Raw genomic sequence first — 26,686 nt, 5'->3', positions numbered from 1 at the left:
CTTCGTGTCTTCGTGGTGAAAATTAACCGGGATAATTGTCGCGCGGAGGCTCTTTTCAATGGTTGCTGGGAAATGATCCGCGAATAAACGCGAATGAACGCAAATGGATTTATTTGTAATTTGCGTTGATTGGCGTTTATTCGCGGACTCGATGTGCTTTTAAATCTCCGGTGATTAGCCTGTAATCAGTTTATGCTAACTGTAAAACTTCCCAAACCCGTCCGCTTTCTGCTCTGGTTGCTGGTGTTTGCGCTGGTCTATTTCGGTGCGCAACAGTATCAAAAACGGAACCTGGTTAGCGGCCCGGTGCCTGAATATGTCGCGCCGATGTTACAGGATGGGTATTTTGATTCCCGGGATATTGCCGGCAAGCCGTATGTTCTGCATTTCTGGGCCAGCTGGTGCCCGATTTGCCGTTTTGAACAGGACACTATCCAGGCATTGAGTCGTGACCATCAGGTTATCAGCGTTGCCATGCAATCCGGTAGCAGGGAGGAAGTGCAGGCCTATATGCAGGAGCAGGGGCTGAATTTCATGACACTGCTGGATGAGGATGGTCAACTGGCGAACCGTTTTGGCGTACGTGGTGTTCCCACCACGTTAATGATCAATCGTAATGGAGAGATCGCCTTTCGGGCGGTGGGTTACACCACCGAATGGGGACTGCGTTTGCGCTTATGGTGGATGCAGTGATGCCTTCGCCAGATGCGAGGGAAATTATTTTTCCAGCTTCTCCTGCAGCGCCTGAATGGCCCGGGCCATATCGTCACTGGATTGCTGGCCGATGTAGTTTAGCAGGGGCATGACCTGTTCGATCAGGCTGCCAAGATGGGGCTTGAGCAGATCCTCCTTGCCTTCGGCCAGTAACCTGAGCGCCTGATTGACATCCAGGTGCTCGGCACCGCTGCCCTTGCGCAGGGATTTGACCACCGTCTGGTTGCCGCCAGCCTCGATCGCCTTGTTCAGGTACTTTTCGGCTTCGGTAATCAGGGCCTTGATTTCCGAGTCCTCGCTCAGATGCGGTTCGAACAGGCCAATGCTCACGGTGACATGCAGTTGTTGTCCGCCGGCATCAAAACTCAAGGCATTGATTTCCTGACGTATGCGTTCGGCCAGCTGGGTGGCGTCCTCGATCGGGGTGTCGCGCAGCAACATGGCGAACTTGGCCAGCCCGATGCGCGCCAGCATATCTTCCTTGCGCACCAGGGGGGCCAGAGTTTTGCCAATCTGTTCCAGTATCTTGTCCGCCAGCGCCTTGCCGTTGGCGATAAACAGCGCATTGAAGTCGTCGATATCCATGCGCAACAGCGTGAACTGGCCACCGTGGCGTTTGAAATAGGCCAGGCTTTCATCGGCGGCGCGGCAGAAGTAGGTCTGTCCGCCCAGACCGGTGACCTGATCGATGGCGGCCTGTTGTTCCAGTTTGTCGGAAGTTTCGGTGAGCTTGCGGGTGGTCTGTTCGAAATTGACGTGGGCCTTGGCCCGGGCCTGTAACTGTACCGAATCAAACGGCTTGGTAATAAAGTCGGAAGCACCCTTATCCAGTGCCCGTTGCTTGGTTTCGTCGTCATCGTCCTTGCCGGTGATGATGATAACCGGCATTTCGCGCAGACGGGGATCGTCCGACTCGCGCATGCGCTCCAGCAGACCAAAGCCGTCCAGATAGGGCATGGAAAGATCGGTAAAGACCACCTGAATATCAGGGTCGTTGGTCAGGTAGGTCCAGGCGTCCTCGCCGTGCTCGGCCTCGATGACATGGTACGCCTTGCCCAGAACCTTGGTCATGGCCCGGCGCATCACGCGGGAGTCGTCTACGGCCAGAATGCGGGGAATGTTATTCTCGTCTTCTTCCATTCTCGATTATCGTTGTTGGTGTCATGTGACAACAGGCCCGACACGCCTCCAGCATATCGGGATACGCCGGGCTTGGCAAAGGCGCCAGGTCGGTTTTCCGGTGACACGCCCTCGCCTGGTAAAGGTTGTCGGCATAAGCGAACAAAGCTTGACGAAAGAAGGCTGCCGGGGAAGGATAGCCACTTGCCGATTCCATCATGTTAAGGAACCTGTCATGCGTTATGTCCGATGGTCTGTTGTATGGAGCCTGATACTGTTGCTGGGCTTGCCCCCGGCGCTGGCCGATGAGACACAGCAGCACCGGCGGGAGGCGGGCCATCCTGCTACATCGCCGGAGCGTCTGCACATTCTGGCCGGAAATAGCGATTGGGTGGTGCGCCAGCGGGTCGGTCGTAATCGTCGTGCGCCGCCCGAACTGCTACATCAACTGGCCGGTGACCCGCATCCACAGGTGCGCGTTGGCGTGGCCACCAATCTTGGCACGGCCGATCGCACGTTCCTCAAGCTGGCTCGCGATCCCGACCCGGCCGTGCGCAGCGTGGTTGCCCGATTTGAATATGTCTCTGCCGAGGCGCTGGCGATCCTCGCCAGCGATGACAATGGGGAGATTCGCCTGGAGGTGGCGCGTAACTGGAATACCGATGTGCTCACCCTGCAACGTCTGAGCGGTGATCCCCTGCCCGAGGTCAGCCAGATGGCGCAATTGAGCCTGGCCAAACGTCGCGAGGAAGCCGATGAATGAGCCCTGGTTAAAGTTGTTGCCGGGACAGTCGCTAACTTTTTTCAATGAATGATGTAACCCAACAGGAGTCCGGCGACTATCCCGCCGGTATTTCCCCCGCGGATCTGGTCGGTGGCGCGGTGCGTCTGGTCTCTCTGCCGGAGGTCTGTTTGCGAGTCAATGAAATGGTCGAGGAACCCGATACCTCGGCCGGTGAGCTGGGCAAGGTGATCAGCCAGGACGCGAGTCTCACGGCACGCCTGCTCAAGATTGTAAACAGCTCTTTTTACGGTTTTCCGTCCCGAATTGAAACTGTCTCCCGGGCCGTGACGGTGATCGGCCTGCGCGAATTACGCGGATTGGTGCTGGCCGCTTCCGCGGTGGAGACCTTCTCCCGGATTCCGACCGACCTGTTAAACATGGTCCATTTCTGGCGACACAGTGTTTATTGTGCGGTGGTGGCCCAGTTGCTGGCCGAAGAGTGTCATGTATTACATAGCGAGCGGTTGTTTGTCGCCGGCTTGTTGCACGACATTGGCAAGCTGGTGATGTATAACCGCTTGCCTGAACAATCGCGCGCCGCGATCGACCTGGCCGCGGAAAAGCCCTGTGGTGATTTCGAGGCCGAACAGCGTCTGCTGGGTTTCGATCACGCCCGAATCGGCGCGGAACTGCTCAGTGTCTGGCAGATGCCCGAGTCGTTGTGTGCGGCGGTCGATTATCATCACCGCCCGGGCGAGGCACCGGCGCACCTGATCGAGGCCTGTATTGTCCATGTCGCCAACAGCATCACCGGCATGGCCGAGCAGGGACTTGATAGTAGTAGTGATGTCTATGTCCAGCCGATTGATCCCCTTGCCTGGCAGACCCTGAGTCTGGATGAATCGATCATCGATCCGTTATGCCATCGTGCCGGCCCCCTGTTCAGTGACGCTCTGGAAGTGATCCTGCCGCGCGGTTTTCGCTCGCGTTGATCGTCTCTCCCGGTAGTTGATTCCCATAACGTGCCATTCTGGTGCATGTAACATTGTTGCGCACTCGAACAGGGCATAACAGGTCCGTTGTTACTGGCCGGTTTTCGCTAAGTTCTTGTAAATACAGTCGGCGCCGAAGTGGTGCGTATCTTGCTAACTCCTGACCCAACTTTGAGCATTTTCAGGATAACAAGATGGAACACTTTCAAACCGCCACTGACGTGCTGTTCATACTGCTGGGGGCCATCATGGTGCTGGCCATGCATTCGGGGTTTGCCTTTCTGGAAGTTGGCACGGTGCGCAAGAAAAATCAGGTCAACGCCCTGGTCAAGATCATCACCGATTTCGCCGCCTCGACCATCGCCTATTTCTTTATCGGTTACGCCATTGCCTATGGCACAGGCTTTTTCCAGGCGGCGCCGGCGCTGACGGCAAACAGCGGTTATGAACTGGTGAAGTTTTTCTTTTTGCTGACCTTCGCCGCCGCGATTCCGGCCATTATCTCCGGGGGCATCGCCGAGCGGGCCCGTTTCTACCCGCAGCTGGCGGCCACCTTTATTATCGTGGCGCTGATCTACCCGTTGTTCGAAGGCATGGCCTGGAACGGCAATTTCGGCATGCAGGCCTGGCTGGCGACGACCTTTGGCGCCGGCTTCCATGATTTTGCCGGTTCTGTTGTGGTGCATGCGGTGGGCGGCTGGCTGGCGCTGGGGGCGGTGCTAATGCTTGGCAGCCGCCACGGGCGTTACGGCAAGGACGGGCGTGCCACGGCCGCCCACCCGCCTTCCAGCATTCCGTTTCTGGCACTGGGTGCCTGGATCCTGACCGTTGGCTGGTTTGGCTTCAATGTGATGTCGGCCCAGAAGGTGGGCGATATCAGCGGCCTGGTGGCCGCCAACTCATTGATGGCCATGGTCGGTGGGATCCTCGCCGCGCTGGTGATGGGCAAAAACGACCCCGGTTTCGTGCACAACGGTCCGCTGGCCGGGCTGGTGGCCGTCTGTGCCGGTTCCGATATCATGCACCCACTTGGTGCGCTGGCTACCGGGTTGGTGGCCGGGGCGCTGTTCGTCTGGGCCTTCACGCAGGCCCAGAACAAATGGCGCATCGATGATGTGCTCGGGGTCTGGCCGTTGCACGGGCTGTGTGGGGCATGGGGCGCACTGGCGGCCGGCATTTTCGGCCTGGAAGCGCTCGGGGGCATGGGTGGCGTCAGCTTTATGGCCCAGCTGGTCGGGACCCTGATCGGCGTAGGGATCGCGCTGCTCGGCGGGTTCCTGGTCTATGGCCTGCTCAAAGCCTCGGTCGGGATTCGCCTGAGCCAGGAAGAGGAGTACCGTGGTGCCGATCTGAGTATCCACAAGATTGCCTCGGAGTCGGTGATCGACTGAGCGCCCGGATCAGCGCGATTGGTTGCCGGGCATTGCGTCGGCGCTCAGGATCCGTTCGGCGGCTTCTTTGGCCGCATCGGCATAGGGCACCAGTACCAGATCGATACCTTCCTGCGCGTACAGCTGGGCGTCATGGCGATGGGCACTGGAGAGCGCAATCCGGCCGTTATAGCCCTGCTGGCGCAGGCCGCTGAGCAGCATGCGATTGATGCTCCGATCCCGGATGGTGCTGATGACCCAGCGCACCCGATCCAGTGGCAGCGTGGCGAGAAACTCCGGATCCTCGGCATCGCCATAACGGGCGGCGTAGCCTTCGCGGGTGTGCAGACGCGCCACCTCGGGGTCGAAGTCCACCGCGAGAATCCGGTAACCGTGGCTGCGCAGATTGGCTGCCACGGCCGCGCCGAAGCGTCCCAGACCGAACAGCAGAATACTGGCATCCTCGACATCCCCCGTCGCCTGGTCCGACTCCCGGTGAGTGATTTTGCGTTCGAAGATCCCAAGATAAGGCGCAAGGCGATCGTACAGCGGATGTGAATAAAGAATCATATAGGTGGAAAGACTGATGGTGATGAGTCCCACCAGGGTGATCAGGCCGACGGTCTCCGGGCCCAGGTGACCGAGGCTCAGTCCCAGGGCCGCCAGGATGAGTGAGAACTCACTGATCTGGGCGACCGCCAGGCCGGCCAGAAAACCGGTGCGCTTGCGATAGCCCATGTAGCCCATGATGGCCATGACGATCAGCGGGTTGCCAATCAGCACGAAGACCGAGAAGAGCCCCGCCGCGCCCAGCTGGGCCCCGAGGGTCCCCAGTTCCAGGCTGGCACCCAGTTCGATAAAAAAGAACAACAACAGAAAATCGCGCAGGCTGACCAGGCGCGCCGCCACCAGTTCCCGATAGGGGGTCGAGGCGATGGAGATCCCGGCCAGAAAGGCGCCCACTTCCTTGCTGAAGCCCAGCGCATCACCGGCGGCAGCACCCAGCACCGCCCAGGCGATGGCAAACAGCATCAGCAACTCCGCCGAATGAGCCAGGCGATGCAACAGGGGCGGCAGGATATAGCGCATCAGCACGGCCACGGTGACCAGCATCAGGGCGCCCTTGAGCAGAATGAAGAGCGCTTCCTGGGCCATATTGAGATCGGCGCTGGCCTGGCCGAAGGCGGTCAGCGCAATCATGACCAGTACTACCACGATGTCCTGGACGATCAAAAAGCCCACCGCGATACGCCCGTGCAGGGAATCGAGCTCGCGCTTGTCCGACAGCAGCTTGACGATGATGATGGTGCTGGAGAAGGTCAGCGCCACGGCCACATACAGGGCAGTGATGTGCGCCATGCCCAGTGCCAGACCGATGAGATAGCCGATCACCGAGGTGAAAATCACCTGGCCCAGGCCGGAGATCAGCGCGACCGGGCCGACGCTGCGAATGATGTGTAGATCCAGCTTCAGGCCGACCACGAACAGCAGCAGGGCGATGCCCAGGCGCGCGAACAGCTCGATCTCGTTGCTGTGGGTGACCCAGCCCAGTGCCGAGGGACCCAGCAGGATCCCGACCGCGATAAAGGCCACGATCAGCGGCTGGCGCAGAAACTGCGCCAGGGCGCCGACGACGGCGGCCAGGCCGATAATCAGGCCAAACTGCAAGAAGATATTTTCCAGCACGGTATCCGGTCGCCTCCGGCGGGTGTCAGCCTGTTGGCATTGTGCCAGCCTCCCGCACAGCTGTCGCGCAGGAGATGAAATGGCCGGATAGCTGGAAACACCGAAGTGAAAATGCTACCTTTGCGCTCCCGAATTTCACTGGTTAAAAAATGGGCAAGCTACACATACGCACTTTCGGTTGTCAGATGAACGAGTACGACACGGCCAAGATGGCCGACGTGCTGCGGGCGTCGCACGGCCTGGAATTGACCGATCAGGTCGAGGAGGCCGACGTGTTGCTGCTCAATACCTGCTCGGTGCGCGAAAAGGCGCAGGAGAAGGTCTTCTCCCATCTGGGGATGTGGCGCGAGCTCAAACAGGCTCGCCCGGAGCTGGTGATCGGCGTGGGCGGTTGTGTCGCCAGCCAGGAAGGGGACGCCATTTTGAAGCGCGCACCCTATGTGGATCTGGTCTTCGGTCCCCAGACCCTGCATCGGCTGCCGCAGATGCTGGACGATGCGCGCGCCCGTAAACATTCGGTGGTGGATATCTCCTTCCCCGAGATCGAAAAATTCGACCACATGCCTGAACCGCGGACCGACGGCCCCAGCGCCTTTGTGTCCATCATGGAGGGCTGCAGCAAATACTGCAGTTTCTGCGTGGTGCCCTATACCCGGGGCGAGGAGTTCAGCCGGCCGTTCGATGATGTGATTGCCGAGGTGGCGGAGCTGGCCGAGCGCGGCGTGCGCGAGGTGACCCTGCTGGGGCAGAACGTCAATGCCTATCGCGGCGTGATGGACGACGGCGAGATGGCCGATCTCGGCCTGCTGATCCAGTATGTGGCCGCCATCGACGGCATCGATCGCATTCGTTATACCACCTCCCATCCGCTGGAGATGAACGAGAGCCTGTTCCAGGCCTATGCCGAGGTGCCCGAGCTGGTCAGTCACCTGCACCTGCCGGTGCAAAGCGGCTCGGACCGGATCCTGGCGCAGATGAAACGCAAGCATACCGCCGTCGAATACAAGGCCACCATCCGTCGCCTGCGCGAGGTGCGCCCGGATATCAGTCTCTCTTCGGATTTTATCGTCGGTTTCCCCGGCGAGAGCGATGCGGACTTCGAGGCGACCATGGATTTGATTGCCGAAATCGGCTTCGACCACTCGTTCAGTTTTGTTTACAGTGCCCGGCCGGGAACGCCGGCCTCATCCTTGCCCGATGATGTGCCGCTGGATGTCAAAAAACAGCGCCTGGCCATTTTGCAGGAGCGCATCAACCAGCAGGCGGGGGAAATCAGCCGCAATATGATCGGCTCCACCCAGCAGGTTCTGGTCAGCGGTCCTTCCCGGAAAGATCCGGGCCAACTTGCCGGGCGCACGGCCAACAATCGTGTGGTAAACTTCAAGGGTGATCCTGAACTGGTCGGTGAGTTTGTCGACGTGACGATTACCGAAGCTCTGCCCAACTCCCTGCGCGGCGAACTGGTGAGCCAGTCCGTCCGCTGTGCCTGATTGCCCATACCTTAATAAGATAACCCAGATCCCGTCTTGAGCAGCCACGCTTTTTCTACCGATATCGTTCTCGAACCCGCTGATAATCAGCGGCTGGCCAACCTGTGCGGCCAGTTCGACGAACATCTGCGCCAGATCGAACGACGCCTGGGTGTGGAGGTGAACAATCGCGGCAACAACTTCCGGGTGATCGGTGATAGCCGTTCCGTCCAGGCCGCTGGTGAGGTACTGCGAGACCTGTATGCCGAAACCGAACACCAGACCCTGAACCCATCGCAGGTCAATCTCCATTTACAGGAGTCCGGCGTCGATGCGCTGGTGGCGGATATTACGCCGAAGGATGAAGTGATCCTGACCACGCCGCGCGGGTCGGTGCGTGGCCGTGGCCCGAACCAGAAGCAGTACCTGAGCAACCTCAAGGATAACGATCTCAATTTCGGTATCGGCCCGGCCGGCACTGGCAAGACCTATCTGGCGGTGGCCGCCGCGGTGCAGGCGCTGGAGCGTGAGGAAGTCCGGCGGCTGGTATTGACCCGCCCGGCGGTGGAGTCGGGCGAACGGCTCGGCTTTTTGCCCGGCGATCTGGCGCAGAAGATCGACCCCTATTTGCGTCCGCTCTACGATGCGCTGTACGAAATGCTGGGCTTTGAAACGGTGGCCAGGCTGATGGAGCGTAACGTGATCGAAGTGGCGCCGCTGGCCTACATGCGTGGGCGTACGTTAAACGAATCGTTCATTATTCTGGATGAGGCGCAGAATACCACCGTGGAACAGATGAAAATGTTCCTGACCCGCATCGGTTTCGGTTCCACCGTGGTGGTGACCGGCGACGTGACCCAGGTGGATCTGCCGCGCAACCAGCAATCGGGGCTGCGTCAGGTGATCGAAGTGCTGAAGGACGTGGAGGGCATCAGCTTTACCTTTTTCAATGCCAAGGACGTGGTGCGCCATCCGCTGGTGCAACGCATTGTCCAGGCGTACGAGGCGCGCGGCGAAGATCCGTTGCCATGAGTATTGAGGTGGAGGTGCAGCGGATCGCGGCGACCGGCCCGGGCGACGCGGACATCCATCGCTGGGTCAGCGCGGCCTTACGAGCCGAGAAGCGTAAAAATGCTGAATTGACAGTGCGTATCGTCGATGAAGCTGAAAGCGCCGAACTGAACGAGCAGTACCGGCACAAAAGCGGACCGACCAACGTGTTGTCGTTTCCGTTCGAGTGTCCACCCGAGGTGGAACTGAATTTGCTCGGTGATCTGGTGATCTCTGCCCCGGTGGTACAACGCGAGGCAAAGGAACAGGGCAAGCAAGAGACGGCCCACTGGGCGCATATGGTAGTACACGGCACCCTGCATTTACTGGGGTATGATCATCTGCAACAGGACGAGGCAGAAGCAATGGAGCGTCGGGAAATCAGCATCATGGAAGAACTGGGCTATACCAATCCTTACCGACTGGAAGAAGCGCAATGAGCGAAGATCGATCGGGAAGTCCCGACAAAGACACCAAACCGCAAAAATCGTGGCTGGAAAGACTGGGTCAGGCCCTGCAGGGCGACCTGAAAGATCTGGACCAGCTGCAGGAAGTCCTGCACGAAGCACACCGTAACCAGGTCATCGACATTGATGCCCTGGCCATGATCGAAGGTGTCCTGCAGGTCTCTGACATGCAGGTGCGCGATATCATGATCCCGCGCTCGCAAATGACTGTCGTCGAACGCGACGCCGATCCCAAACAGATATTAAAAACGGTGATTGATTCCGCTCACTCCCGCTTTCCGGCCGTGGGGGAGAGCAAGGACGATGTGATCGGTATTCTGCTGGCCAAGGATCTGCTGCCCTATTTTCTCGAAGGTGAACAAAGCCGACTGAATATTCGCGATATCCTGCGTCCCGCCGTCATCATTCCCGAAAGCAAACGACTCAACGTACTGCTCAAGGAGTTTCGCGCCAACCGTAATCATATGGCGATCGTGGTCGATGAATACGGTGGCGTGGCCGGGCTGGTGACCATCGAGGACGTGCTGGAGCAGATCGTCGGTGAGATCGAGGATGAGCATGACTTTGAGGAAGATACGCAGATCCTGCAACATGAAAACCAGACCGCCACGGTCAAGGGCATTACGCCCATCGAGGATTTCAATCATCACTTCGGTACCGACTACAGTGATGAGGAATTCGATACGATCGGTGGCCTGGTGATCAATCAGCTGGGACATCTACCCAAGCGTGGTGAAGTGATCGAGCTGGGGAATCTGCAGTTCCGGGTTCTGCGGGCCACCAATCGTCAGGTCCATCTGCTGGAGGTACGTCAGCTCGAAGCCCCGACGCAAGCCGAGAGCGTCGAACGCAGCAGTGCGCGTGGCGGCTGAACCGTTGTTAAGCCAGCGCCATGCCCGCTATGGCCTGGCGCTTCTGGCCGGCGCAGCCCTGCCGCTGGCTTTTGAACCATTTGTCTTCCTGCCGCTGGCCTACCTGGCCCCGGCATTACTGTTCTATCTGTGGCTGGATGCCACGCCGCGCCAGGCACTGCTCAGCGGTTATCTGTTCGGGCTCGGCCTGTTCGGCGTCGGTGTTTCGTGGGTCTATGTCGCCATTCATGAGTTCGGTTATGCCTCGATCATGCTGGCTACCTTTTTAACCGCGCTGTTCGTCGCTTTTCTCGCCCTCTATTACGGATTACTCGGCTATCTCGCCGTGCGGGTACGCAACGCGCTGGCCGGATATGCCCATCAACGTCTGTTGAGCCTGTTGCTGGTTTTTCCGGCGTTGTGGATCGGACTGGAATGGGTTCGCGGCTGGTTCTTGACCGGCTTTCCCTGGCTGAATCTGGGTTACAGCCAGATCGACAGTGGCCTGGCCGGTTATGCACCAGTACTGGGTAGCTATGGTCTGGGCTGGATAACACTGCTGGGCGCGGCATTGTTGTTATTAATCCTGCTCTATCGCAGCCGGCGCAAGCAGCTGGGTCTGTTGCTGTTATTCGTCGCTCTGCATCTGCTGGGGTACGCTTTATTGCAAATCACCTGGAGCCAGCCCCAGGGGCAACCGCTGCGCGCCAGTTTAATTCAGGGCAATTTGCCACAGGCGACCAAATGGGATCCGGAGGCGCTGGCCAAACGGTTATCCCTGTACCGCGAGCTGACCGGGCAGGAATGGAACAGCGATCTGGTTGTCTGGCCGGAAAACGCGGTGAGCACTTTTTATCACAATATCAAGGATGATTATCTGGCTGAACTGCAACAGCGGGCGCGAGAACATGACACGGATATTGTGCTGGGTCTGCCGGTAATGGATCGCCAGAGCCGGGCCTATTACAACAGTCTGCTCAGCGTGGGCCGCAGCCCGGGGATGTATCATAAAACTCACCTGGTTCCGTTTGGCGAGTATGTGCCGCTGGAGTCGATGCTGCGTGGCATGATTGCTTTTTTCGATTTGCCTATGTCCAGCTTCAGTTCGGGCGATCCTGATCAGCCCCTGTTACAGGCCGCCGGTCATTCAGTGGCCGCCACGGTTTGTTACGAGGATGTGTTCGGTGAGGAAGTGATCCGGCAACTGCCCGAAGCGACGCTGATGATCAATGGCAGCAACAATGCCTGGTATGGTGATTCCTTCGCGCCGCATCAGCATCTGCAAATTGCGCGCATGCGTGCCCTGGAAACCGGCCGGCCGCTATTGCGGGCGACCACCAACGGGATCAGTGCCATCGTCGATCACAAGGGGCGCCTTATTGCCCGTTCCGTCCAGTTTGAAACCCATGTCACCCGGGGGACGATTCAGCCCCGACGGGGTAGCACGCCGTATATTCGCTTCGGCAATTATCCGGTTTTGCTGTTATTGTTACTAACTGGCGTTGTGCTCGTCTGGCTCGTCAGGAAGCGACCTGTTGCCGGAGCTGGCTGACAGGCTCAGATATCCCCGGCCCGACAACCCGAGAGGCACCGCCAATGCAACGCAATCTGGCTCAGAAAATTTCCCTGGTCATCGCCGTGCTCTGTTATCTGGCGGCCGCCGGTTTCACGATCGCCGCCCTGGTGTACGAGCCACGGCAATCCGGTGATCCGATTCACGCCTCGTTCATGGCCTCGGTGATCTTCTTCATTGGTTGCGGGATTGTGCTGCATGTCATCGCCCGCACACGGCTGAAAGGGCTGGTCAGTCTGAGTGCGGAAGAAGAACACCGGGATTGATAGCCGTCCTGTAATCCGGTCGAACGATTACAATCGTTGGGCAGGGAATTATTCCGCAAGCCGATTTTTAAACTTGTCAGCCGGGACCGGTCTGCCAATATGGTAACCCTGAATGACCTCGCATCCCATCTCCTGCAGTAACAGCAGGGTCTGGTTGTCCTCGACGCCTTCCGCCACAACCTGAAAGCCGAGGTTGTGTGCCAGATCAATGATGGTTTTGACAATGGCCCGGTCATTGGCGCTGTTCAGCATTCCCTGAACAAAAACCTTGTCGATCTTGATTTCTGTAATCGGCAGATGGCGCAGATAGGCGAGAGATGAGAACCCTGTTCCAAAATCATCAATGGATAGCATGACGCCGCTGTTACGCAACGACTCGAGCAAGCGTCGGTTGGTGTCATGAGTTTCCATCAAGGTGTTTTCAGTGATTTCCAGAATGATTCTCCCGGGTGGCACCTGCCACTGGGATAGGCAGCGGCGAATATCCTCTCTGAAAAGCGGGTCCTCGAAGTCGCTTGAGCATATATTCAGCGATAGCTGGATGTCATAACCCTGCCGGTACCATTCATGCCATTGCCGGATGGCACCGTAAAGCATTTGTCTGGAAAGCTGACCGATCAGGCCGGTCTGTTCGGCAAGCGGGATAAAGGTGTCAGGCGGAATATAATTATTTTTGCCATATTCCCAGCGAGCCAGAGCTTCGGCCCCGGTGATTAGACCACTCTCAAGATCGTACTTTGCCTGGTAATGGATCTGCAGTTCGTGATGTTTAATGGCGTGGTGTAATTCGCTGATCAGTTTGAGTCGGGCGATGCTGTAAGGATTATCTTCATGTTTATACAGTATCAGGGGCTGCTTCAGTGATTTGGCCCTGTAGAGGGCAACTTCGGCGTTTTGGATAAGACTGTTGGTTTCTTCGCCATGTTCCGGGAATACCGCCACACCGATGTTAAGCTTGGTATGAAACTGTATCTTGTCAAAACTGACGGGTCTTTCCAGTTGACGGTTGATCTGCTCGGCAAACTCCTTTATCTGCTCCTGCCTGTCATGCAGCGCGATAATCCCGAATTCATCACTACCCATGCGTGCCATCAGCTCATAGGGAAGTCTGTTTCTGCTGAGTCGTTCGCCAATTTTTTTCAGCAAGTCATCGCCGTAGGCATGACCGAGGGTATCGTTCAGTTCCTGAAAACGTTCAATATCAAGGATATAAAGCGCGACAAGTGGCCCCGGCGGCTGATTGATAATCCGCTCGAGTTCCTGGCGCAACATCAAACGGTTGGGGAGGCCTGTCAGGCTGTCATGCATGGCATGGTAAAATAGTTGCTTGTTTTGTCGATCAAGCTGGCGGCTGATCCAGGCGGCAAGTATCAACGCGCCCCATATGGCCAGCCAGAGGGTCAACAGGGCCGCCACAATGAACCGGCTCCATGCAGAGTAGCCCTTAAAAACCTCTAATCGATTACTGACCAGTCTGTGGAGCGACAGGCGCAGACCGTTATCAAGGGAAGTGGTGCTGGTCAAGTATTGCTGGTTGTCGATGCTAACCAGTGAAGTGTCATCTGCTGGATCAAGGTGGGTGGCTGCTTTTTGCCAGCCTGCGGGCGGATTGCCCAGTGTTCGAACAGTGCCCTGCCTGTTTTGAATAACAAGAAATTCATCGCTATCAATCAGGCTATCGGGAACCTGTCCGGGTATTGGGGGCAAAACTTCTTCCGTGACAGATGTCTCCTGTCTCAGCAGCCAGGAAAGGGTTTGCAGACGTTGCTGGATAAAGCTGTATTCGGCATTCAGGCGGGCTTCCTGCGAGGTGCGGTGAGCCATGTAACCGAAAATGATGATGATACACAAAGACAGGGTACTGAAAGCGACAACCAGCCAGCCACGTAACTGCATCAGCCATTACTCGCCGTCACTGGCCGTGGTGCGGGTCAAATGGTACATCGGACACCATCCCAGTAAGCCGCTGGTCAGGTTGGCCACACCGAACATGCCGACCAGAAAGGAAAACAGGGCATCCGGAATCATACTGGTGTCGATGAATCCGAGGTAGATCAGCAACAACCCAACAAGACTGCGTATGCCGCGTTCGATGGGACGGATATTTTTCGATAGCTGTATCATGATGCCGTCCTTCAAGTTACGGAATCCGGATGCAGTTACCGGATACAGGATGCTTATATCCTTATAGTTTATATGTTATGCAAAGGCAAATCAGTTTGTATTTCCTGATGGTTCTGCATGGGTAAAAGCTGATTGCGACGCTTGTTTCGTCCGCGAAGCGATGAGATTTTGACGGCCAGGGTGTTGTCAGAATTTTGGCGCCTGTGCTACAACCTGTTTGCGCTAATGAATTTTATCCCGGCGACAATAATACCGACCTGTGTGACAAATAGCCGGCTACTGTTGGCAATCAGCAAGTCAGGATCAGGGCTGCGTTCAGGGGTGTCCCCATGCGCATATAAAATATGTTCCGCGCATGATTCGACATAGCGGCTTTTGAGCATGGAACGTGGCGATCGAACTGTCCCGGTCGGGTCGTACCGGGACAGTTACTGGCGGGATCAGGCTGTGGCCTCAGTTCAGAAAGCGGCGGTTTTATTCTTGCGGGGGACCGAAATATTTCTTGAACACGGTACCCTGGCATTTGGGGCAGGGGGGGATGTGGCCCGGCTTTTCGAAGTGCAGTTTCTCGCCACACTGTTTGCACTGCAGGACACCGATGCCGGTGATTTCCCCGGTATGCCATTCGCCGACCCGGCGGGCCCGTTCGGCCAGCATATCCAGCTCCAGCCGGGTGCGATCGGCCACGGCGGCAAACATTTCGGCGAATTTGGATTCGGCAAACTGCAGATCGAACTGGAGCCATTCCTTCAGCTGGCGACCGTTCTCGCTCATAAAATCCGCCGCTTCTTCCACATCGCGACGCACATATTCACGGACGCGTTCGGCTTCCTCGCGGCTGAGTTCGCCCATCTCCGAAGCCTGTTGCATGGCCTTGTCGAGGCGCTCCTGCAGGGGTGGCAACGCTTTTTCTTCAACGTCCGTCCACGCGTCGCGCAGATGGTGCATCATGTCGCGGTAGGCCTTGAGCAGCCGATCCTGAGTATCATTCATTTGCGTCGATTCCTTATTTTGTCCAACCGGATAAGGTTATCTTGGGTCCGCTGGCCGGCACTTGCAAGCCCCCGGGCCGAATATGGCGGTTTTGCCCGGCGGGCGGGCGGAGTAGAATAGGCCGCTTATCCCTATCCGAAGATCAACCGAAGCAGCGAGCGAATGGACGAACAATACCGCCCCGAACAGATCGAACAGGCCGCCCAGCAGTACTGGGAAGCACAGCAATCCTTCAAGGTCAGCGAGGATCCGGCCAGGGAAAAATTCTATTGCCTGTCCATGTTTCCCTATCCGAGCGGCCGCCTGCACATGGGCCATGTTCGCAATTACACCATCGGGGATGTGATCAGCCGTTATCAGCGCATGCAGGGCAAGAATGTGCTGCAGCCGATGGGCTGGGATGCCTTCGGCCTGCCGGCGGAAAACGCGGCCATGCAGAACCAGGTGGCCCCGGCCGCCTGGACCCGGCAGAACATCGATTACATGCGCACCCAGCTCAAGCGGCTGGGGCTCGGTTACGACTGGGATCGGGAACTGGCCACCTGCGATCCCGATTATTACCGCTGGGAGCAGTGGCTGTTTACCAAACTGTATAAAAAAGGGCTGGTTTACAAAAAGACCTCGCCGGTCAACTGGTGTCCGAACGATCTGACCGTGCTGGCCAACGAGCAGGTGATCGAGGGCAAGTGCTGGCGCTGCGATACGGCAGTGGAGCGCAAGGATATCCCGCAGTGGTTCATGAAGATTACCGCCTATGCCGACGAACTGCTCGATGAACTGGATAACCTGGAGGGCTGGCCGGAGCAGGTGCGCACCATGCAGCGCAACTGGATCGGCAAGTCCCACGGGGTGGAGATCGCCTTTGACCTGGCCGAGCGCAAGGAACGGCTAAAAGTCTTTACTACCCGCCCGGATACCCTGATGGGCGTCACCTACATGGCCGTGGCCGCGCAGCACCCGCTGGCACAGGAGGCGGGCGAGCGCTATGCCAATGTTGCGGCCTTTATAAAAGAGTGCGAGCAGAGCGGCACTGCCGAGGCCACGGTCGAAACCCTGGAGAAAAAAGGCATCGATACCGGTTTCAAGGCCGTGCATCCGATCAGCGGCGATCGGATTCCGATCTACGTGGCCAACTTCGTGTTGATGAGTTATGGCGAAGGGGCGGTGATGTCGGTACCCGCGCACGATCAGCGTGACTGGGAGTTTGCCCGCGCCTATGGCCTGCCCATCCGGCCGGTGATCACGCCGCTGGAAGGTGAGCTGCCGGATATGAGCCAGGGCGCTTTTACTGACAAGGGTCGGCTGATCAACTCCGGGCCGTTCGACGGGCTCAGTTCCGACGCGGCGTTCGAAAAAATTGCGGCGCAGTTGCAACAGCAAAAGCGTGGTGAGAAACGGGTCACGTATCGGCTGCGCGACTGGGGCGTGTCGCGCCAGCGTTACTGGGGCGCGCCGATTCCGATCGTCCATTGCAAAAAGTGTGGCGAAGTGCCGGTGCCGGAAAAAGATCTGCCGGTGGTGTTGCCCGAAGAGGTGAATTTCGAGGGCGTGGTTGGCTCGCCGCTCAAGCAGATGCCCGAGTTCTATAACACCCGTTGCCCGAAATGTGGCGGCAAGGCCGAGCGCGAAACCGATACCTTCGATACCTTCATGGAGTCGAGCTGGTACTACGCGCGTTACGCCAGTGCGGACAACGACAAGGCGATGCTGGATACCCGGGCCGACTACTGGTTGCCGGTGGATCAGTACATTGGCGGCATCGAGCACGCCATTTTGCACCTGCTCTATGCCCGCTTTTACAACAAGCTGATGCGCGACGTGGGGCTGATTCAACACGCTGAACCGTTTACCCACCTGCTGACCCAGGGCATGGTATTAAAAGACGGCGCCAAGATGTCCAAGTCCAAGGGCAACACGGTGGATCCGCAGGCACTGATCGACAAATATGGCGCCGATACCGCGCGGCTGTTCATGATGTTCGCCGCGCCGCCGGAGCAATCGCTCGAATGGTCTGACGCCGGGGTGGATGGCGGCTATCGTTTTCTCAAACGGCTGTGGGCGCGGGTACAGCAACACGTCGAAGGCGGCCCGGCCGGGGCGGTCGATGCGGCCAGCCTTTCCGATAAACAGAAAAGCCTGCGCCGTCAGGTGCACGAGACCATCGCCAAGTGCACCGACGACATGGGCCGGCGCTTTACCTTCAATACCGCCATCGCTGCAGTCATGGAACTGATGAACGCGCTGGGCAAGTTCGACGACGAGTCCCCGGCGGGCCGGGCCGTGGTCCAGGAGGCCCTGGAGACGGCGGTGCTGTTATTGTCGCCCATCGTGCCGCATATTACTCACGTGCTGTGGCAGGCGCTGGGCCATGAGGACGCGGTGATCGAACAGCGATGGCCGCAGGCGGATGAGTCGGCCCTGGTGCGCGAGGAGGTCGAGCTGGTGGTGCAGGTTAACGGCAAACTGCGCGGTCGTATCAGTGTGCCGGTGGATGCCGAGCGCAACCAGATCGAACAGGCCGCCCAGCAGGAAGAGAATGTGCAACGCTTTATCGAGGGCAAGGGGATCATCAAGCTGATCGTGGTGCCCGGCAAGCTGGTCAATATCGTGGTGAAATAGAGGCGCGCAATGTCCATGACACGCTACTGGTTGCCCCTGTTACTGATCCTGGCCCTGGCGCTGCAGGCCTGTGGCTTTCGCCTGCGTGGCGCGGTGGACATGCCTCCCGAATTGCAATACACCGTGGCCGAAGGCGTGGCACCCTATTCGGCACTGGGTGAATCGCTGAGTCGCTCCTGGCGCCTGTCGAACGCCCGGCTCGATTTCGAGCGTGAGGCTGTCGGATCGTCGGCCGCGCGACTGGTGATCAATGGCGAGGACGTGACCCGGCGTACCCTGTCGGTGGACAGCGCCGGGCGTCCCAACGAATATGAGCTGCGTTATCAGGTCCGCTTCACGCTGGAGGATGCCGGCGGCCAGCCGCTACTGCAGAATCAGAACATCACTGTCAGCCGCGCCTACCAGTTTGATCCGAACAATGCCCTGGCCATGGATGACGAGGAAGCGCGTCTCGAGCGTCTGCTGGCCGAAGAAGCGGCGCTGCAGATGATGCGCCGTATTACCTTCCAGCTGCGGCACCGCGCGGCGCAGCCGGCGCCGGAGGGCGAAGAACCCGCCCCGGCGTTCGAAGCGGGCAATGGGGCCGACGATGAAACTGCGCGCTGATCAGCTTCCCGCTCAGTTACAAAAGGGACTGGCGCCGGTCTATCTGATCAGCGGCGACGAACCCTTCCAGATCGATCAGGCCGTCAATGCCCTGCGCCAGCACGCCCGGGAGCAGGGCTATACCGACCGCCAGGTGCTGCACGCCGATGCCCGCTTTGACTGGCAGAATCTGGGTGCTTCCACGGCCAATCTGTCCCTGTTTGCCGAAAAACAGTTGATCGAACTGCGCCTGCCTACCGGCAAGCCGGGGACCGAGGGCAGCAAGGCGCTGCAGGCCTATCTCGATAACCCGCCGTCGGATACGCTGTTGCTGATCATCAGTGCCAAGCTGGATAAAACCCAGCAGAACAGCAAATGGTACAAGGCCATCGATCGGGCCGGCGTCACACTGGCCGTGTGGCCCATCGACGCGGCGCAGCTGCCCGCCTGGCTGAAGCAGCGCATGGCCCTGCGTGAGATGCAGCCCGGCGAGGCGGCCCTGCAACTGCTGGTGGATCGCATCGAAGGCAACCTGCTGGCCGCCGATCAGGAGCTCGAAAAGCTGCGCCTGCTCAATGGCCCCGGTCCCATCGATGCCGAACAGGTGGCGGCGGCAGTGGCCGACAGTGCCCGCTATGATCTGTTCTCGCTGGTGGATGTCACTCTCAGCGGGGACAGGGTGCGGGCCCAGCGCATGCTGTACGGGCTGCGCGGCGAGGGGGTCGAGGCGATTCTGGTACTCTGGGCCCTGAGCCGGGAGATCCGCTCGCTGGCGGGCATGGCCGCCGTACTGGAGGGCGGTCAGCCGCTGGCGGCCGTGCTGCAGCAATACCGGGTCTGGGACAAACGCAAGGCTCCGGTGAGCGCCGCCCTGCGCCGTCACCCGCAGGCCGCAACATGGCGATCGCTCTTACAGCGTTGCCGACGCATCGATCACTGTCTCAAGGGACAGGCGGCAGGCGAGCCGTGGGAGGAATTGTTACAATTGATCATGGCGCTGGCCGATCGTCCCCTGTTTGAACCCGGTCGGGCCGCCAGCTGATTTCACATTACAGGTAAAACCGAACACCATGGACGCCAAAGTCGATATCAAGCAGTACATGACCCAGCTGGGCCGCCAGGCCCGCCAGGCCTCGCGGGCGATGGCGCGCGCGGGAACCAGCCAGAAAAACACCGCGCTGGAGGCGATTGCCGCGGCGCTGGAGGCCGGCCAGGACGCCCTGCTGGCGGCCAACCGCGAAGACATGCAGGCCGGGCGGGACAAGGGGCTGGATGCGGCCCTGCTGGATCGCCTGGAACTCAACGCCGAGCGCATTGCCGCCATGGCCGAAGGGCTGCGCCAGATTGCCGCGCTGCCCGATCCGGTCGGTGAAATCAGCGAGATGGCCTATCGCCCCTCGGGGATCGAGGTGGGCAAGATGCGGGTGCCGCTGGGGGTCATCGGCATCATTTACGAATCGCGTCCCAATGTGACCGCCGATGCGGCCGCCCTGTGCCTCAAATCGGGTAATGCCGCCATTTTGCGGGGCGGCTCCGAAGCCGAGCACTCCAACCAGGCCATTGCCGCCTGTATCCGCCAGGGCCTGCAGCAGGCCGGGCTGCCCGACGAGGCGGTGCAGGTGATCGAAATGACCGATCGCGCGGCGGTCGGGGAACTGATCACCATGCCCGAGTTTGTCGATGTGATCGTCCCGCGTGGCGGCAAGGGGCTGATCGAGCGGATTACCGCCGATTCGCGGGTGCCGGTGATCAAGCATCTGCATGGCGTCTGTCATGTCTATATCGATGAGCGGGCCGACGTCGACAAGGCGGTGGCCGTGGCGTTCAATGCCAAGACCCAGCGTTACGGCACCTGCAACACCATGGAGACCCTGCTGGTACACAAAGCGATTGCCGGGCAGGTATTGCCGCAACTCGGCCGCTTATACCAGGAGGAGGGCGTCGAGCTGCGGGGCTGCGAGGCAACCCGGGCGATTTTAAAAGAGGCCATCGCCGCCACCGAGGAAGACTGGGACACCGAGTATCTGGCGCCGATCCTGTCGATCCGGATCGTCGAGGATCTGGATGCCGCCATCGAACATATTCATGCGCACGGTTCCGGTCATACCGAATCGATCCTGAGCCAGGATATCGGCCGGGCGCGGCGTTTTCTCAGCGAGGTGGATGCCAGCTCGGTGATGGTCAACGCCTCGACCCGGTTTGCCGACGGTTTCGAATATGGTCTGGGGGCCGAGATCGGGATCAGTACCGACAAGATCCACGCCCGTGGCCCGGTGGGCCTGCACGGCCTGACCTCGCAGAAATACATCGTGATCGGTGATGGTCATATCCGCAAGTGACGAGGGACGAGTTACGAGGGACGAGGAAACCAGCGTGCTTTTAGAGGTAATGATGCCAATGCAGTTGTCTCTCGTCCTTCGGCCTTCGGCCCTGTATTTATCATGATCGGGATTCTTGGCGGGACGTTCGATCCCATCCATTTCGGCCATCTGCGACCGGCGCTGGAGATCTATCAGGCGCTGGGACTGCGGGAGCTGCGCTTTATTCCCAGTGCCGAGCCGCCGCACCGGAGCAAGCCTCAGGCCTCGGCCCTGCTGCGGTTGATGATGGTGCGCGCGGCGATTGCCGACCAGCCCGGCTTTGCCATCGACGATCGGGAACTGCGCCGCAGTGGCCCCTCCTACATGGTCGATACCCTGCACAGTCTGCGCGAAGAGCTGGGGGACTCGACCCCGGTGTGCCTGATCCTGGGGCTGGATGCCTTTCTGGGTCTGGAAGGCTGGCACCGCTGGCAGGATCTTTTCGATTACGCCCACCTGGTGATCACCCATCGGCCCGGCTGGTCGTTGCGCGATATGCGTCCGGGCTCGATTCTGGCCAATGAGATCCAGGCACGCTACAGCGAACCGGAACAACTGGTTCGTCACCCGGCCGGCAAACTGGCTTTCCAGTCGGTGACCCAGCTGGATATTTCCGCCAGCGGTATTCGCGAGGAACTGGCAAGCGGACGGGACATTCGTTATTTGTTGCCGGATACCGTCCACGAACTGATCAAAACGCAACACATCTATGGATAAACAGAGACGCTCATGAATGGTGAACAACTGAAACAACTGGTGGTGGATGCAATCGAGGACGTCAAGGGAATCGATGTGAAGATTCTGGACGTCAGCGGCCAGTCCAGCGTGACCGATGTCATGGTGATTGCCAGTGGCAATACCGCGCGCCAGGTCAAGGCCATCGCCGACAACATTATCGAAAAGGCCAAAGCCGCCGGTGTTAAACCTCTGGGCGTGGAAGGCGAGCAACATGCCGAATGGGTGCTGGTCGATCTCGGCGATGTCGTAGCGCATATCATGCAGCCGTCGATACGCGACTTTTACAACCTGGAAAAACTCTGGGGCGAAGCAAGTCCGGCGGCGGTCGAGAAGTAAAGCCGGATTACCACTGACAACACCGAACGCACCGACAATTCAGTTGCTGTGTTTTCAGTGTATTTCGGTATGTTCGGTGGTCATTCAACAGCGCTAACCAAAATCTGATCACACCGAATTCATCGATTTTTTAACCGGCAGGCAGGGCATGCAGATTCATCTACTGGCAGTGGGCAGCAAAATGCCCGGCTGGGTACAGCAGGGGTATGAGGAATATGCCCGGCGCATGCCGCCCGAGTGCCGCCTGAATCTGCTCGAGATTCCCCTGGCCAAACGCGGCAAGAGCAGTGCCGTCGAGCAACTCAAACAGCAGGAAAGCGAAAAGCTGCTGGCGGCGGTACCGAAGAACAGCCAGCTCTGGGCGCTCGATGGTGGGGGCAAGAGCTGGTCAACGGAACAGCTGGCCGATCAGTTGCGCGACTGGCTGCAGGGCGGGCAGGATATCGCCCTGATGATAGGCGGCCCGGACGGTCTTGCGACCGGGTGCCTGCAACAGGCCGCCGGCCGCTGGTCACTCTCCCCCCTGACCTTGCCTCATCCGCTGGTGCGCATTATTGTGGCAGAACAGCTGTATCGGGCCATGAGCATACTCAAGCACCATCCATACCATAAATAGCCTGAAACCGGGCACTCCCGAACAGCCGTACCGGACACTGAAACCCGGGGCCGGAACAGGGTACACTCACAGTTATGGAGCCTTTTGATATTTATCTGGCATCGGCCTCGCCGCGGCGTCGCGAACTGCTCATACAGATCGGTGTCCGTTACCGGTTGCTGGATGTCTCGGTCAGCGAGACCCGACTGGATGACGAAGCGCCCGACGCGTATGTGCGCCGGGTGGCGCGGGACAAGGCGCGCGCCGGTCTGGAGTTAATCGATCCAGCGGCGCCGCGACCGGTACTCGGTGCCGATACGGTCATCGTCATTGACGATAAGATATTGGGCAAACCGCAGGATCGAGAGGAAGCGATCGCCATGCTGCAGCAGTTATCGGGTCGGACCCATCAGGTACTCAGCGGCGTGGCGCTGATCGATCATGATGAACGCAACGCACTTAATGTCAGCCAGGTGACGTTTCGGGAATTGAGCCGGGCAGAGTGTGAACGCTATTGGCAAACCGGCGAAAGCCAGGGCAAGGCAGGTGCCTATGCCATTCAGGGTTATGCAGCGGCCTTTATCCGTGAACTGTACGGCAGTTACTCGGGCGTGATGGGATTGCCGTTGTACGAGACCGCACAATTATTACAACAGGCCGGTGTCGAATTGTTCCCGAATCAGGAGTGGGATCAGGAGTGAGCGGACAGAATGAGTGAAGAACTGCTAATCAATGTCACCCCACAGGAGACCCGTGTCGCCTACGTGGAAAATGGTGTATTGCAGGAAGTGCACATCGAGCGGGCACGCAAGCGCGGCCTGGTAGGCAATATCTATCGTGGCAAAGTCAGCCGGGTATTGCCTGGTATGCAGGCGGCTTTTATCGAGATGGGACTGGATCGCACGGCGTTTCTGCATGTCTCCGATATTGCCGTGCGTAATGACAATGAGGGTGAGAAAAACTCGCAAACCATCATGGAACTGCTTACCGAAGGCCAGGATGTGGTGGTCCAGGTGGTCAAGGATCCGATGGGCTCCAAAGGCGCGCGCCTGACCACCCAGCTTTCCATTCCGTCACGGTATCTGGTTTACATGCCCGGTGCCGAACATGTCGGCGTCTCGCAAAAAATCGACGAGGAAGCCGAGCGTCAGCGTTTGAAAGAGATCGTCGCCGATTATGCCCCGCAGTTCGACTCCGGAGGCTACATTATACGCACCGTGGCCGAGGGGGTTTCCGACGAGGCGATTTACAACGACATGTGTTTCCTGCAGAAATTGTGGACATCGATCCAGGAGCGCAGCGCCACCGGTAACGGTGACAACAGCAATCTTCTGTACGAGGATCTGCCCCTGGTAATGCGTACCATGCGCGATCTCAGTGGCAGTGATATTGAAAAGATTCGTATCGATTCCAACGAAACCTATCACAAGGTCAAAAAGTTCGCTGCCAAGTTTATCTGCGAGCTGGCCGATCAGGTTGAGTATTATCCGGGCGAGCGACCTATTTTCGATCTTTACGGTGTCGAGGATGAAATTCGTCGCGCCCTGGAACGTAAGGTACAACTCAAATCCGGTGGCTATCTGATTATCGATCAGACCGAGGCGATGACAACCATTGATGTGAATACCGGTGCCTTCGTCGGACATCGCAATCTCGAAGAGACCATCTTCAAAACCAATCTGGAAGCCACCCAGGCGATCGTGCGCCAGCTACGCCTGCGCAATCTGGGCGGCATTATTATTATCGACTTTATCGACATGGTGGATATTGAGCACCGGCGCCAGGTTCTGCGGGCGCTGGAAAAGAGCCTCGAACGGGATCATGCCAAGAATCACATTACTGAAGTCTCGAGCCTGGGGCTGGTGGAGATGACCCGTAAACGAACCCGCGAAAGTCTGGAACATATTCTGTGCGAACCGTGTCCTATCTGTAACGGGCGCGGTACTTTGTTGACCGCCGAAACGGTCTGTTTCGAGATCTTCCGCGAGATTCTGCGCGAGGCGCGCCAGTTCGATGCCCAGCAGTTTCTGGTGCTGGCCGCCCAGCCGGTGGTGGATATGTTGCTGGATGAGGAGTCAACCAGTGTGGCGGAGCTGGAAGAGTTTATCGGCAAGCCGATCAAGTTCCAGGTGGAGTCGGAATACACCCAGGAACAGTTTGATGTGGTGCTGATGTAACAGTAATGGCTGCACGCTGATAGAATGACGATAATTTAACGTGGCCAAAGCAAAAAAATACCTGCGCACCCTTCGGCGTTTCCTCTGGTACAGCCTGGCGGCACTGGTTGTCATCCTGGCGGTACTGGTCTCGCTGTTTCGTATTTTTTTACCCGATCTGACTGCTTATCGTTCGGATCTGGAAGAGCTGGCCAGCGCTTTCCTGGATCATACCGTGAGAATCGAATCCATGGATGCGCGGCTGGTCGGTTTTACCCCCACACTGATTTTCGACAATGTCTACATGCTGGATAAAACCGGCGATCGTGAGCTGGTGCGCTTCGACCAGGCGCGGCTGGGGGTGGCCCTGATCGACTCTATTCAACAACGTCAGGTCGTGCCCCGCGATTTTACGATTGACGGCATTCAGCTGGCGGTAACCCGGCAACAGGACGGGCGGTTTTTATTGCAAGGCGTGGATGTTGCCAATCTCGAAAAAACGTTTCAGACCGGTCAGCCTCGCGGATCGGGAGAACTGGCCGACTGGCTGTTCAAGCGCAGCCGGTTGTCCCTGCGCAACAGTACGATTATCTGGAAAGACCTGAAGCAGGACGGAAACATTCTGCATTTTGATGATGTCAACCTGGTGTTGCGCAATGACAATCAACGCCATCAGCTTAACGGCAAGGTCAAACTTCCCGCTCGCATGGGCAAGCATTTTGAACTTGCCATGGATGTTCGCGGCGATATCCTCAACCCGCGCAAGATGAAAGGCGACATCTATCTGCGCGGCGACGCGGTACAACTGGATCAATGGGGCGTCAAACCCGAATACCAGGGTGTCAGCCTCAATTCAGGGACTGCCGATTTCCAGCTCTGGGGAACCTGGAAAGATAATGCGATAGCGCAACTCAGTGGCGATCTCACCGCTTATGATCTGGATATGTCGCTACCGATTATGGATGACTCCTATCACGTACGATTGATGGGAGGGCTGTTTGACGTCGACAATCATACCGATGGCTGGACGCTCAACGTGGATCGCTTCCAGTACATGAGCTCAGGCGATGTCTGGCCGCAAACCCGTTTCAGTATTCACCATACCCGCGGTGACGAGGAACAGGCCGCTCAGTGGCAAGTGGACAGCGACTACTTCCGTATTGAGGATGTTGCCGGTCTGTTGTTGCAGACCAATCTGCCCGATGCACGGCAGCGTGATTTCCTGCAAAACGTCAAGCCGGTGGGGGATGTCCGACGGCTGCACTTTCGCCATACACGCAATGAACAACAGGAATCCCGTTACCGGTTGCAGGCCGCTTTCGAGCATCTCTCCTCCGAGCCCTGGCGTGATCTGCCGGGAGTGAGCGGTCTGCAGGGACAGCTTTATGCCGACCATCGCCAGGGCCGGGTCGCATTGCATTCCGGTTATGCCAGTGTCGATGCGCCACGCCTGTTCCGCGAGCCGTTAACGTTAAACCGGTTTGACAGCACATTACACTGGTCGCGCAGCGAGCAGGGCTGGCAGTTGCAAAGCGAACAGCTAGAGGTGGGTACCGACCATGTTCAACTGACGGCCGATCTGTTATTGAGCCTGCCTCAGGATCGTTCCGTATCTCCCTATCTGGATTTGCAGGCACGGTTTAAAAACGGCAAGGCGGAACATGCCAGGCGTTATTATCCAGCCGGCATCATGAAAGATAAGCTGGTGAACTGGCTGGATCGCAGTATTGTCAGCGGCCATGTCAGTGAGGGTGGTCTGGTGTTTAACGGTCGGTTAGGCGACTTTCCTTTTCGCGATCGACGCGGGCAGTTCAAGGTCGATCTCGATGCCCGGGATGTGCGTCTGAATTATCGCGAGGGCTGGCCGGCGATTACGGGTATTGATTTGTCGGCCACCTT

At 58.3% G+C, this 26,686-nt stretch carries 25 protein-coding genes; 20 read left to right on the top strand and 5 right to left on the bottom strand.

Annotation, left to right across the window (positions count from 1 at the left end; translation table 11 throughout):
* Positions 1–192: 192 nt before the first annotated feature.
* Positions 193–693, top strand: coding sequence for a protein disulfide oxidoreductase (locus RI563_RS03765; protein WP_310693012.1), 501 nt, complete (start codon positions 193–195; stop codon positions 691–693).
* 24 nt (positions 694–717) lie between these two features.
* Here RI563_RS03765 and RI563_RS03760 read toward each other — a convergent pair whose 3' ends face one another.
* Positions 718–1,854 carry a diguanylate cyclase gene (locus RI563_RS03760; protein ID WP_310693011.1) on the bottom strand — a complete coding sequence of 379 codons (1,137 nt, stop codon included), beginning with the start codon at positions 1,852–1,854 and terminating at the stop codon, positions 718–720.
* Between the two features lie 214 nt (positions 1,855–2,068).
* Here RI563_RS03760 and RI563_RS03755 point away from each other — a divergent pair, with 214 nt between their 5' ends.
* The 3 genes from RI563_RS03755 to RI563_RS03745 all read left to right on the top strand — a co-directional run bounded on the left by RI563_RS03755 (position 2,069) and on the right by RI563_RS03745 (position 4,940).
* Positions 2,069–2,596: a hypothetical protein gene (locus tag RI563_RS03755; protein ID WP_310693010.1), complete on the top strand. Its 528-nt coding sequence runs from the start codon at positions 2,069–2,071 to the stop codon at positions 2,594–2,596.
* Between the two features lie 44 nt (positions 2,597–2,640).
* The gene (locus RI563_RS03750; RefSeq protein WP_310693009.1) at positions 2,641–3,549 is read left to right on the top strand and encodes an HDOD domain-containing protein; all 909 of its coding nucleotides are present in this window, start codon (positions 2,641–2,643) and stop codon (positions 3,547–3,549) included.
* A gap of 194 nt (positions 3,550–3,743) precedes the next feature.
* Entirely contained in the window at positions 3,744–4,940 is a 1,197-nt protein-coding gene (locus RI563_RS03745) for an ammonium transporter (RefSeq protein ID WP_310693008.1), read from the top strand.
* Between the two features lie 9 nt (positions 4,941–4,949).
* On the opposite strand, the gene RI563_RS03740 is transcribed toward RI563_RS03745, so the two are convergent.
* Complete coding sequence (locus tag RI563_RS03740) at positions 4,950–6,605, bottom strand: cation:proton antiporter (protein WP_310693007.1); 1,656 nt, start codon at positions 6,603–6,605, stop codon at positions 4,950–4,952.
* Between the two features lie 149 nt (positions 6,606–6,754).
* Here RI563_RS03740 and miaB point away from each other — a divergent pair, with 149 nt between their 5' ends.
* The 6 genes from miaB to RI563_RS03710 are packed head-to-tail and all read left to right on the top strand — an operon-like array spanning position 6,755 to position 12,281.
* Positions 6,755–8,095 (top strand): tRNA (N6-isopentenyl adenosine(37)-C2)-methylthiotransferase MiaB, encoded by a 1,341-nt coding sequence (miaB, locus tag RI563_RS03735; RefSeq protein ID WP_310693006.1) that lies wholly within the window; start codon positions 6,755–6,757, stop codon positions 8,093–8,095.
* A gap of 36 nt (positions 8,096–8,131) precedes the next feature.
* The gene (locus RI563_RS03730) at positions 8,132–9,106 is read left to right on the top strand and encodes a PhoH family protein (protein WP_310693005.1); all 975 of its coding nucleotides are present in this window, start codon (positions 8,132–8,134) and stop codon (positions 9,104–9,106) included.
* Entirely contained in the window at positions 9,103–9,564 is a 462-nt protein-coding gene (gene ybeY / locus RI563_RS03725; RefSeq protein WP_310693004.1) for an rRNA maturation RNase YbeY, read from the top strand. Before RI563_RS03730 ends, ybeY begins: the two co-directional genes overlap by 4 nt.
* Positions 9,561–10,463: an HlyC/CorC family transporter gene (locus RI563_RS03720; protein ID WP_310693003.1), complete on the top strand. Its 903-nt coding sequence runs from the start codon at positions 9,561–9,563 to the stop codon at positions 10,461–10,463. The genes ybeY and RI563_RS03720 overlap by 4 nt, the downstream gene beginning before the upstream one ends.
* Complete coding sequence (lnt, locus tag RI563_RS03715; RefSeq protein WP_310693002.1) at positions 10,453–11,994, top strand: apolipoprotein N-acyltransferase; 1,542 nt, start codon at positions 10,453–10,455, stop codon at positions 11,992–11,994. Before RI563_RS03720 ends, lnt begins: the two co-directional genes overlap by 11 nt.
* A 44-nt stretch (positions 11,995–12,038) precedes the next feature.
* Positions 12,039–12,281 carry a hemerythrin family protein gene (locus RI563_RS03710; protein WP_310693001.1) on the top strand — a complete coding sequence of 81 codons (243 nt, stop codon included), beginning with the start codon at positions 12,039–12,041 and terminating at the stop codon, positions 12,279–12,281.
* 48 nt (positions 12,282–12,329) lie between these two features.
* Here RI563_RS03710 and RI563_RS03705 read toward each other — a convergent pair whose 3' ends face one another.
* From RI563_RS03705 to RI563_RS03695, 3 genes are all read right to left on the bottom strand, one after another.
* Positions 12,330–14,177 carry a bifunctional diguanylate cyclase/phosphodiesterase gene (locus RI563_RS03705; RefSeq protein ID WP_310693000.1) on the bottom strand — a complete coding sequence of 616 codons (1,848 nt, stop codon included), beginning with the start codon at positions 14,175–14,177 and terminating at the stop codon, positions 12,330–12,332.
* A 6-nt stretch (positions 14,178–14,183) separates the two neighbouring features.
* A complete protein-coding gene (locus RI563_RS03700) occupies positions 14,184–14,405 on the bottom strand; it encodes a DUF2892 domain-containing protein (RefSeq protein ID WP_310692999.1) in 222 nt (73 codons plus the stop codon).
* A gap of 474 nt (positions 14,406–14,879) precedes the next feature.
* A complete protein-coding gene (locus RI563_RS03695) occupies positions 14,880–15,398 on the bottom strand; it encodes a zinc ribbon-containing protein (RefSeq protein WP_310692998.1) in 519 nt (172 codons plus the stop codon).
* A gap of 162 nt (positions 15,399–15,560) precedes the next feature.
* On the opposite strand from RI563_RS03695, the gene leuS reads away from it, so the two are divergent.
* The 10 genes from leuS to RI563_RS03645 all read left to right on the top strand — a co-directional run.
* A complete protein-coding gene (leuS, locus tag RI563_RS03690; protein ID WP_310692997.1) occupies positions 15,561–18,017 on the top strand; it encodes a leucine--tRNA ligase in 2,457 nt (818 codons plus the stop codon).
* Positions 18,018–18,026: 9 nt separating this feature from the next.
* Positions 18,027–18,623 (top strand): LPS assembly lipoprotein LptE, encoded by a 597-nt coding sequence (gene lptE, locus RI563_RS03685; RefSeq protein ID WP_310692996.1) that lies wholly within the window; start codon positions 18,027–18,029, stop codon positions 18,621–18,623.
* Positions 18,607–19,644, top strand: coding sequence for a DNA polymerase III subunit delta (holA, locus tag RI563_RS03680; protein ID WP_310692995.1), 1,038 nt, complete (start codon positions 18,607–18,609; stop codon positions 19,642–19,644). Before lptE ends, holA begins: the two co-directional genes overlap by 17 nt.
* A 28-nt stretch (positions 19,645–19,672) precedes the next feature.
* A complete protein-coding gene (locus RI563_RS03675) occupies positions 19,673–20,941 on the top strand; it encodes a glutamate-5-semialdehyde dehydrogenase (protein ID WP_310692994.1) in 1,269 nt (422 codons plus the stop codon).
* A 102-nt stretch (positions 20,942–21,043) separates the two neighbouring features.
* Entirely contained in the window at positions 21,044–21,679 is a 636-nt protein-coding gene (gene nadD / locus RI563_RS03670; protein ID WP_310692993.1) for a nicotinate-nucleotide adenylyltransferase, read from the top strand.
* 12 nt (positions 21,680–21,691) lie between these two features.
* On the top strand, positions 21,692–22,036 hold the full coding sequence (rsfS, locus tag RI563_RS03665; protein ID WP_310692992.1) for a ribosome silencing factor: 345 nt from the start codon (positions 21,692–21,694) through the stop codon (positions 22,034–22,036).
* A 148-nt stretch (positions 22,037–22,184) separates the two neighbouring features.
* Positions 22,185–22,652, top strand: coding sequence for a 23S rRNA (pseudouridine(1915)-N(3))-methyltransferase RlmH (gene rlmH, locus RI563_RS03660; protein WP_310692991.1), 468 nt, complete (start codon positions 22,185–22,187; stop codon positions 22,650–22,652).
* A 74-nt stretch (positions 22,653–22,726) separates the two neighbouring features.
* Entirely contained in the window at positions 22,727–23,332 is a 606-nt protein-coding gene (locus RI563_RS03655; RefSeq protein ID WP_310692990.1) for a Maf family protein, read from the top strand.
* Between the two features lie 9 nt (positions 23,333–23,341).
* Entirely contained in the window at positions 23,342–24,808 is a 1,467-nt protein-coding gene (rng, locus tag RI563_RS03650; RefSeq protein ID WP_310692989.1) for a ribonuclease G, read from the top strand.
* A gap of 40 nt (positions 24,809–24,848) precedes the next feature.
* Positions 24,849–26,686: YhdP family protein (locus RI563_RS03645; RefSeq protein WP_310692988.1), on the top strand; the 1,838-nt coding region annotated here is incomplete at its 3' end.

It is taken from the genome of Thiohalophilus sp., from assembly GCF_031581315.1.
GTDB lineage: Bacteria > Pseudomonadota > Gammaproteobacteria > UBA6429 > Thiohalophilaceae > Thiohalophilus.
Note: the sequence above shows the minus strand (reverse complement) of the source record. Positions and strands in the feature narration are given on the sequence as shown.

What these genes read in the sequence shown, in the direction of transcription:
- nadD (WP_310692993.1), top strand. Translation starts at nt 21,044, where the DNA reads ATGATCGGGATTCTTGGCGGGACGTTCGATCCCATCCATTTCGGCCAT.
- RI563_RS03755 (WP_310693010.1), top strand. Translation starts at nt 2,069, where the DNA reads ATGCGTTATGTCCGATGGTCTGTTGTATGGAGCCTGATACTGTTGCTG.
- rsfS (WP_310692992.1), top strand. Translation starts at nt 21,692, where the DNA reads ATGAATGGTGAACAACTGAAACAACTGGTGGTGGATGCAATCGAGGAC.
- RI563_RS03760 (WP_310693011.1), bottom strand. Translation starts at nt 1,854, where the DNA reads ATGGAAGAAGACGAGAATAACATTCCCCGCATTCTGGCCGTAGACGAC.
- holA (WP_310692995.1), top strand. Translation starts at nt 18,607, where the DNA reads ATGAAACTGCGCGCTGATCAGCTTCCCGCTCAGTTACAAAAGGGACTG.
- RI563_RS03720 (WP_310693003.1), top strand. Translation starts at nt 9,561, where the DNA reads ATGAGCGAAGATCGATCGGGAAGTCCCGACAAAGACACCAAACCGCAA.
- RI563_RS03750 (WP_310693009.1), top strand. Translation starts at nt 2,641, where the DNA reads ATGAATGATGTAACCCAACAGGAGTCCGGCGACTATCCCGCCGGTATT.
- rng (WP_310692989.1), top strand. Translation starts at nt 23,342, where the DNA reads ATGAGTGAAGAACTGCTAATCAATGTCACCCCACAGGAGACCCGTGTC.
- RI563_RS03765 (WP_310693012.1), top strand. Translation starts at nt 193, where the DNA reads ATGCTAACTGTAAAACTTCCCAAACCCGTCCGCTTTCTGCTCTGGTTG.
- miaB (WP_310693006.1), top strand. Translation starts at nt 6,755, where the DNA reads ATGGGCAAGCTACACATACGCACTTTCGGTTGTCAGATGAACGAGTAC.
- ybeY (WP_310693004.1), top strand. Translation starts at nt 9,103, where the DNA reads ATGAGTATTGAGGTGGAGGTGCAGCGGATCGCGGCGACCGGCCCGGGC.
- RI563_RS03745 (WP_310693008.1), top strand. Translation starts at nt 3,744, where the DNA reads ATGGAACACTTTCAAACCGCCACTGACGTGCTGTTCATACTGCTGGGG.
- rlmH (WP_310692991.1), top strand. Translation starts at nt 22,185, where the DNA reads ATGCAGATTCATCTACTGGCAGTGGGCAGCAAAATGCCCGGCTGGGTA.
- RI563_RS03695 (WP_310692998.1), bottom strand. Translation starts at nt 15,398, where the DNA reads ATGAATGATACTCAGGATCGGCTGCTCAAGGCCTACCGCGACATGATG.
- RI563_RS03710 (WP_310693001.1), top strand. Translation starts at nt 12,039, where the DNA reads ATGCAACGCAATCTGGCTCAGAAAATTTCCCTGGTCATCGCCGTGCTC.
- RI563_RS03705 (WP_310693000.1), bottom strand. Translation starts at nt 14,177, where the DNA reads ATGCAGTTACGTGGCTGGCTGGTTGTCGCTTTCAGTACCCTGTCTTTG.
- RI563_RS03675 (WP_310692994.1), top strand. Translation starts at nt 19,673, where the DNA reads ATGGACGCCAAAGTCGATATCAAGCAGTACATGACCCAGCTGGGCCGC.
- RI563_RS03700 (WP_310692999.1), bottom strand. Translation starts at nt 14,405, where the DNA reads ATGATACAGCTATCGAAAAATATCCGTCCCATCGAACGCGGCATACGC.
- lptE (WP_310692996.1), top strand. Translation starts at nt 18,027, where the DNA reads ATGTCCATGACACGCTACTGGTTGCCCCTGTTACTGATCCTGGCCCTG.
- leuS (WP_310692997.1), top strand. Translation starts at nt 15,561, where the DNA reads ATGGACGAACAATACCGCCCCGAACAGATCGAACAGGCCGCCCAGCAG.
- RI563_RS03655 (WP_310692990.1), top strand. Translation starts at nt 22,727, where the DNA reads ATGGAGCCTTTTGATATTTATCTGGCATCGGCCTCGCCGCGGCGTCGC.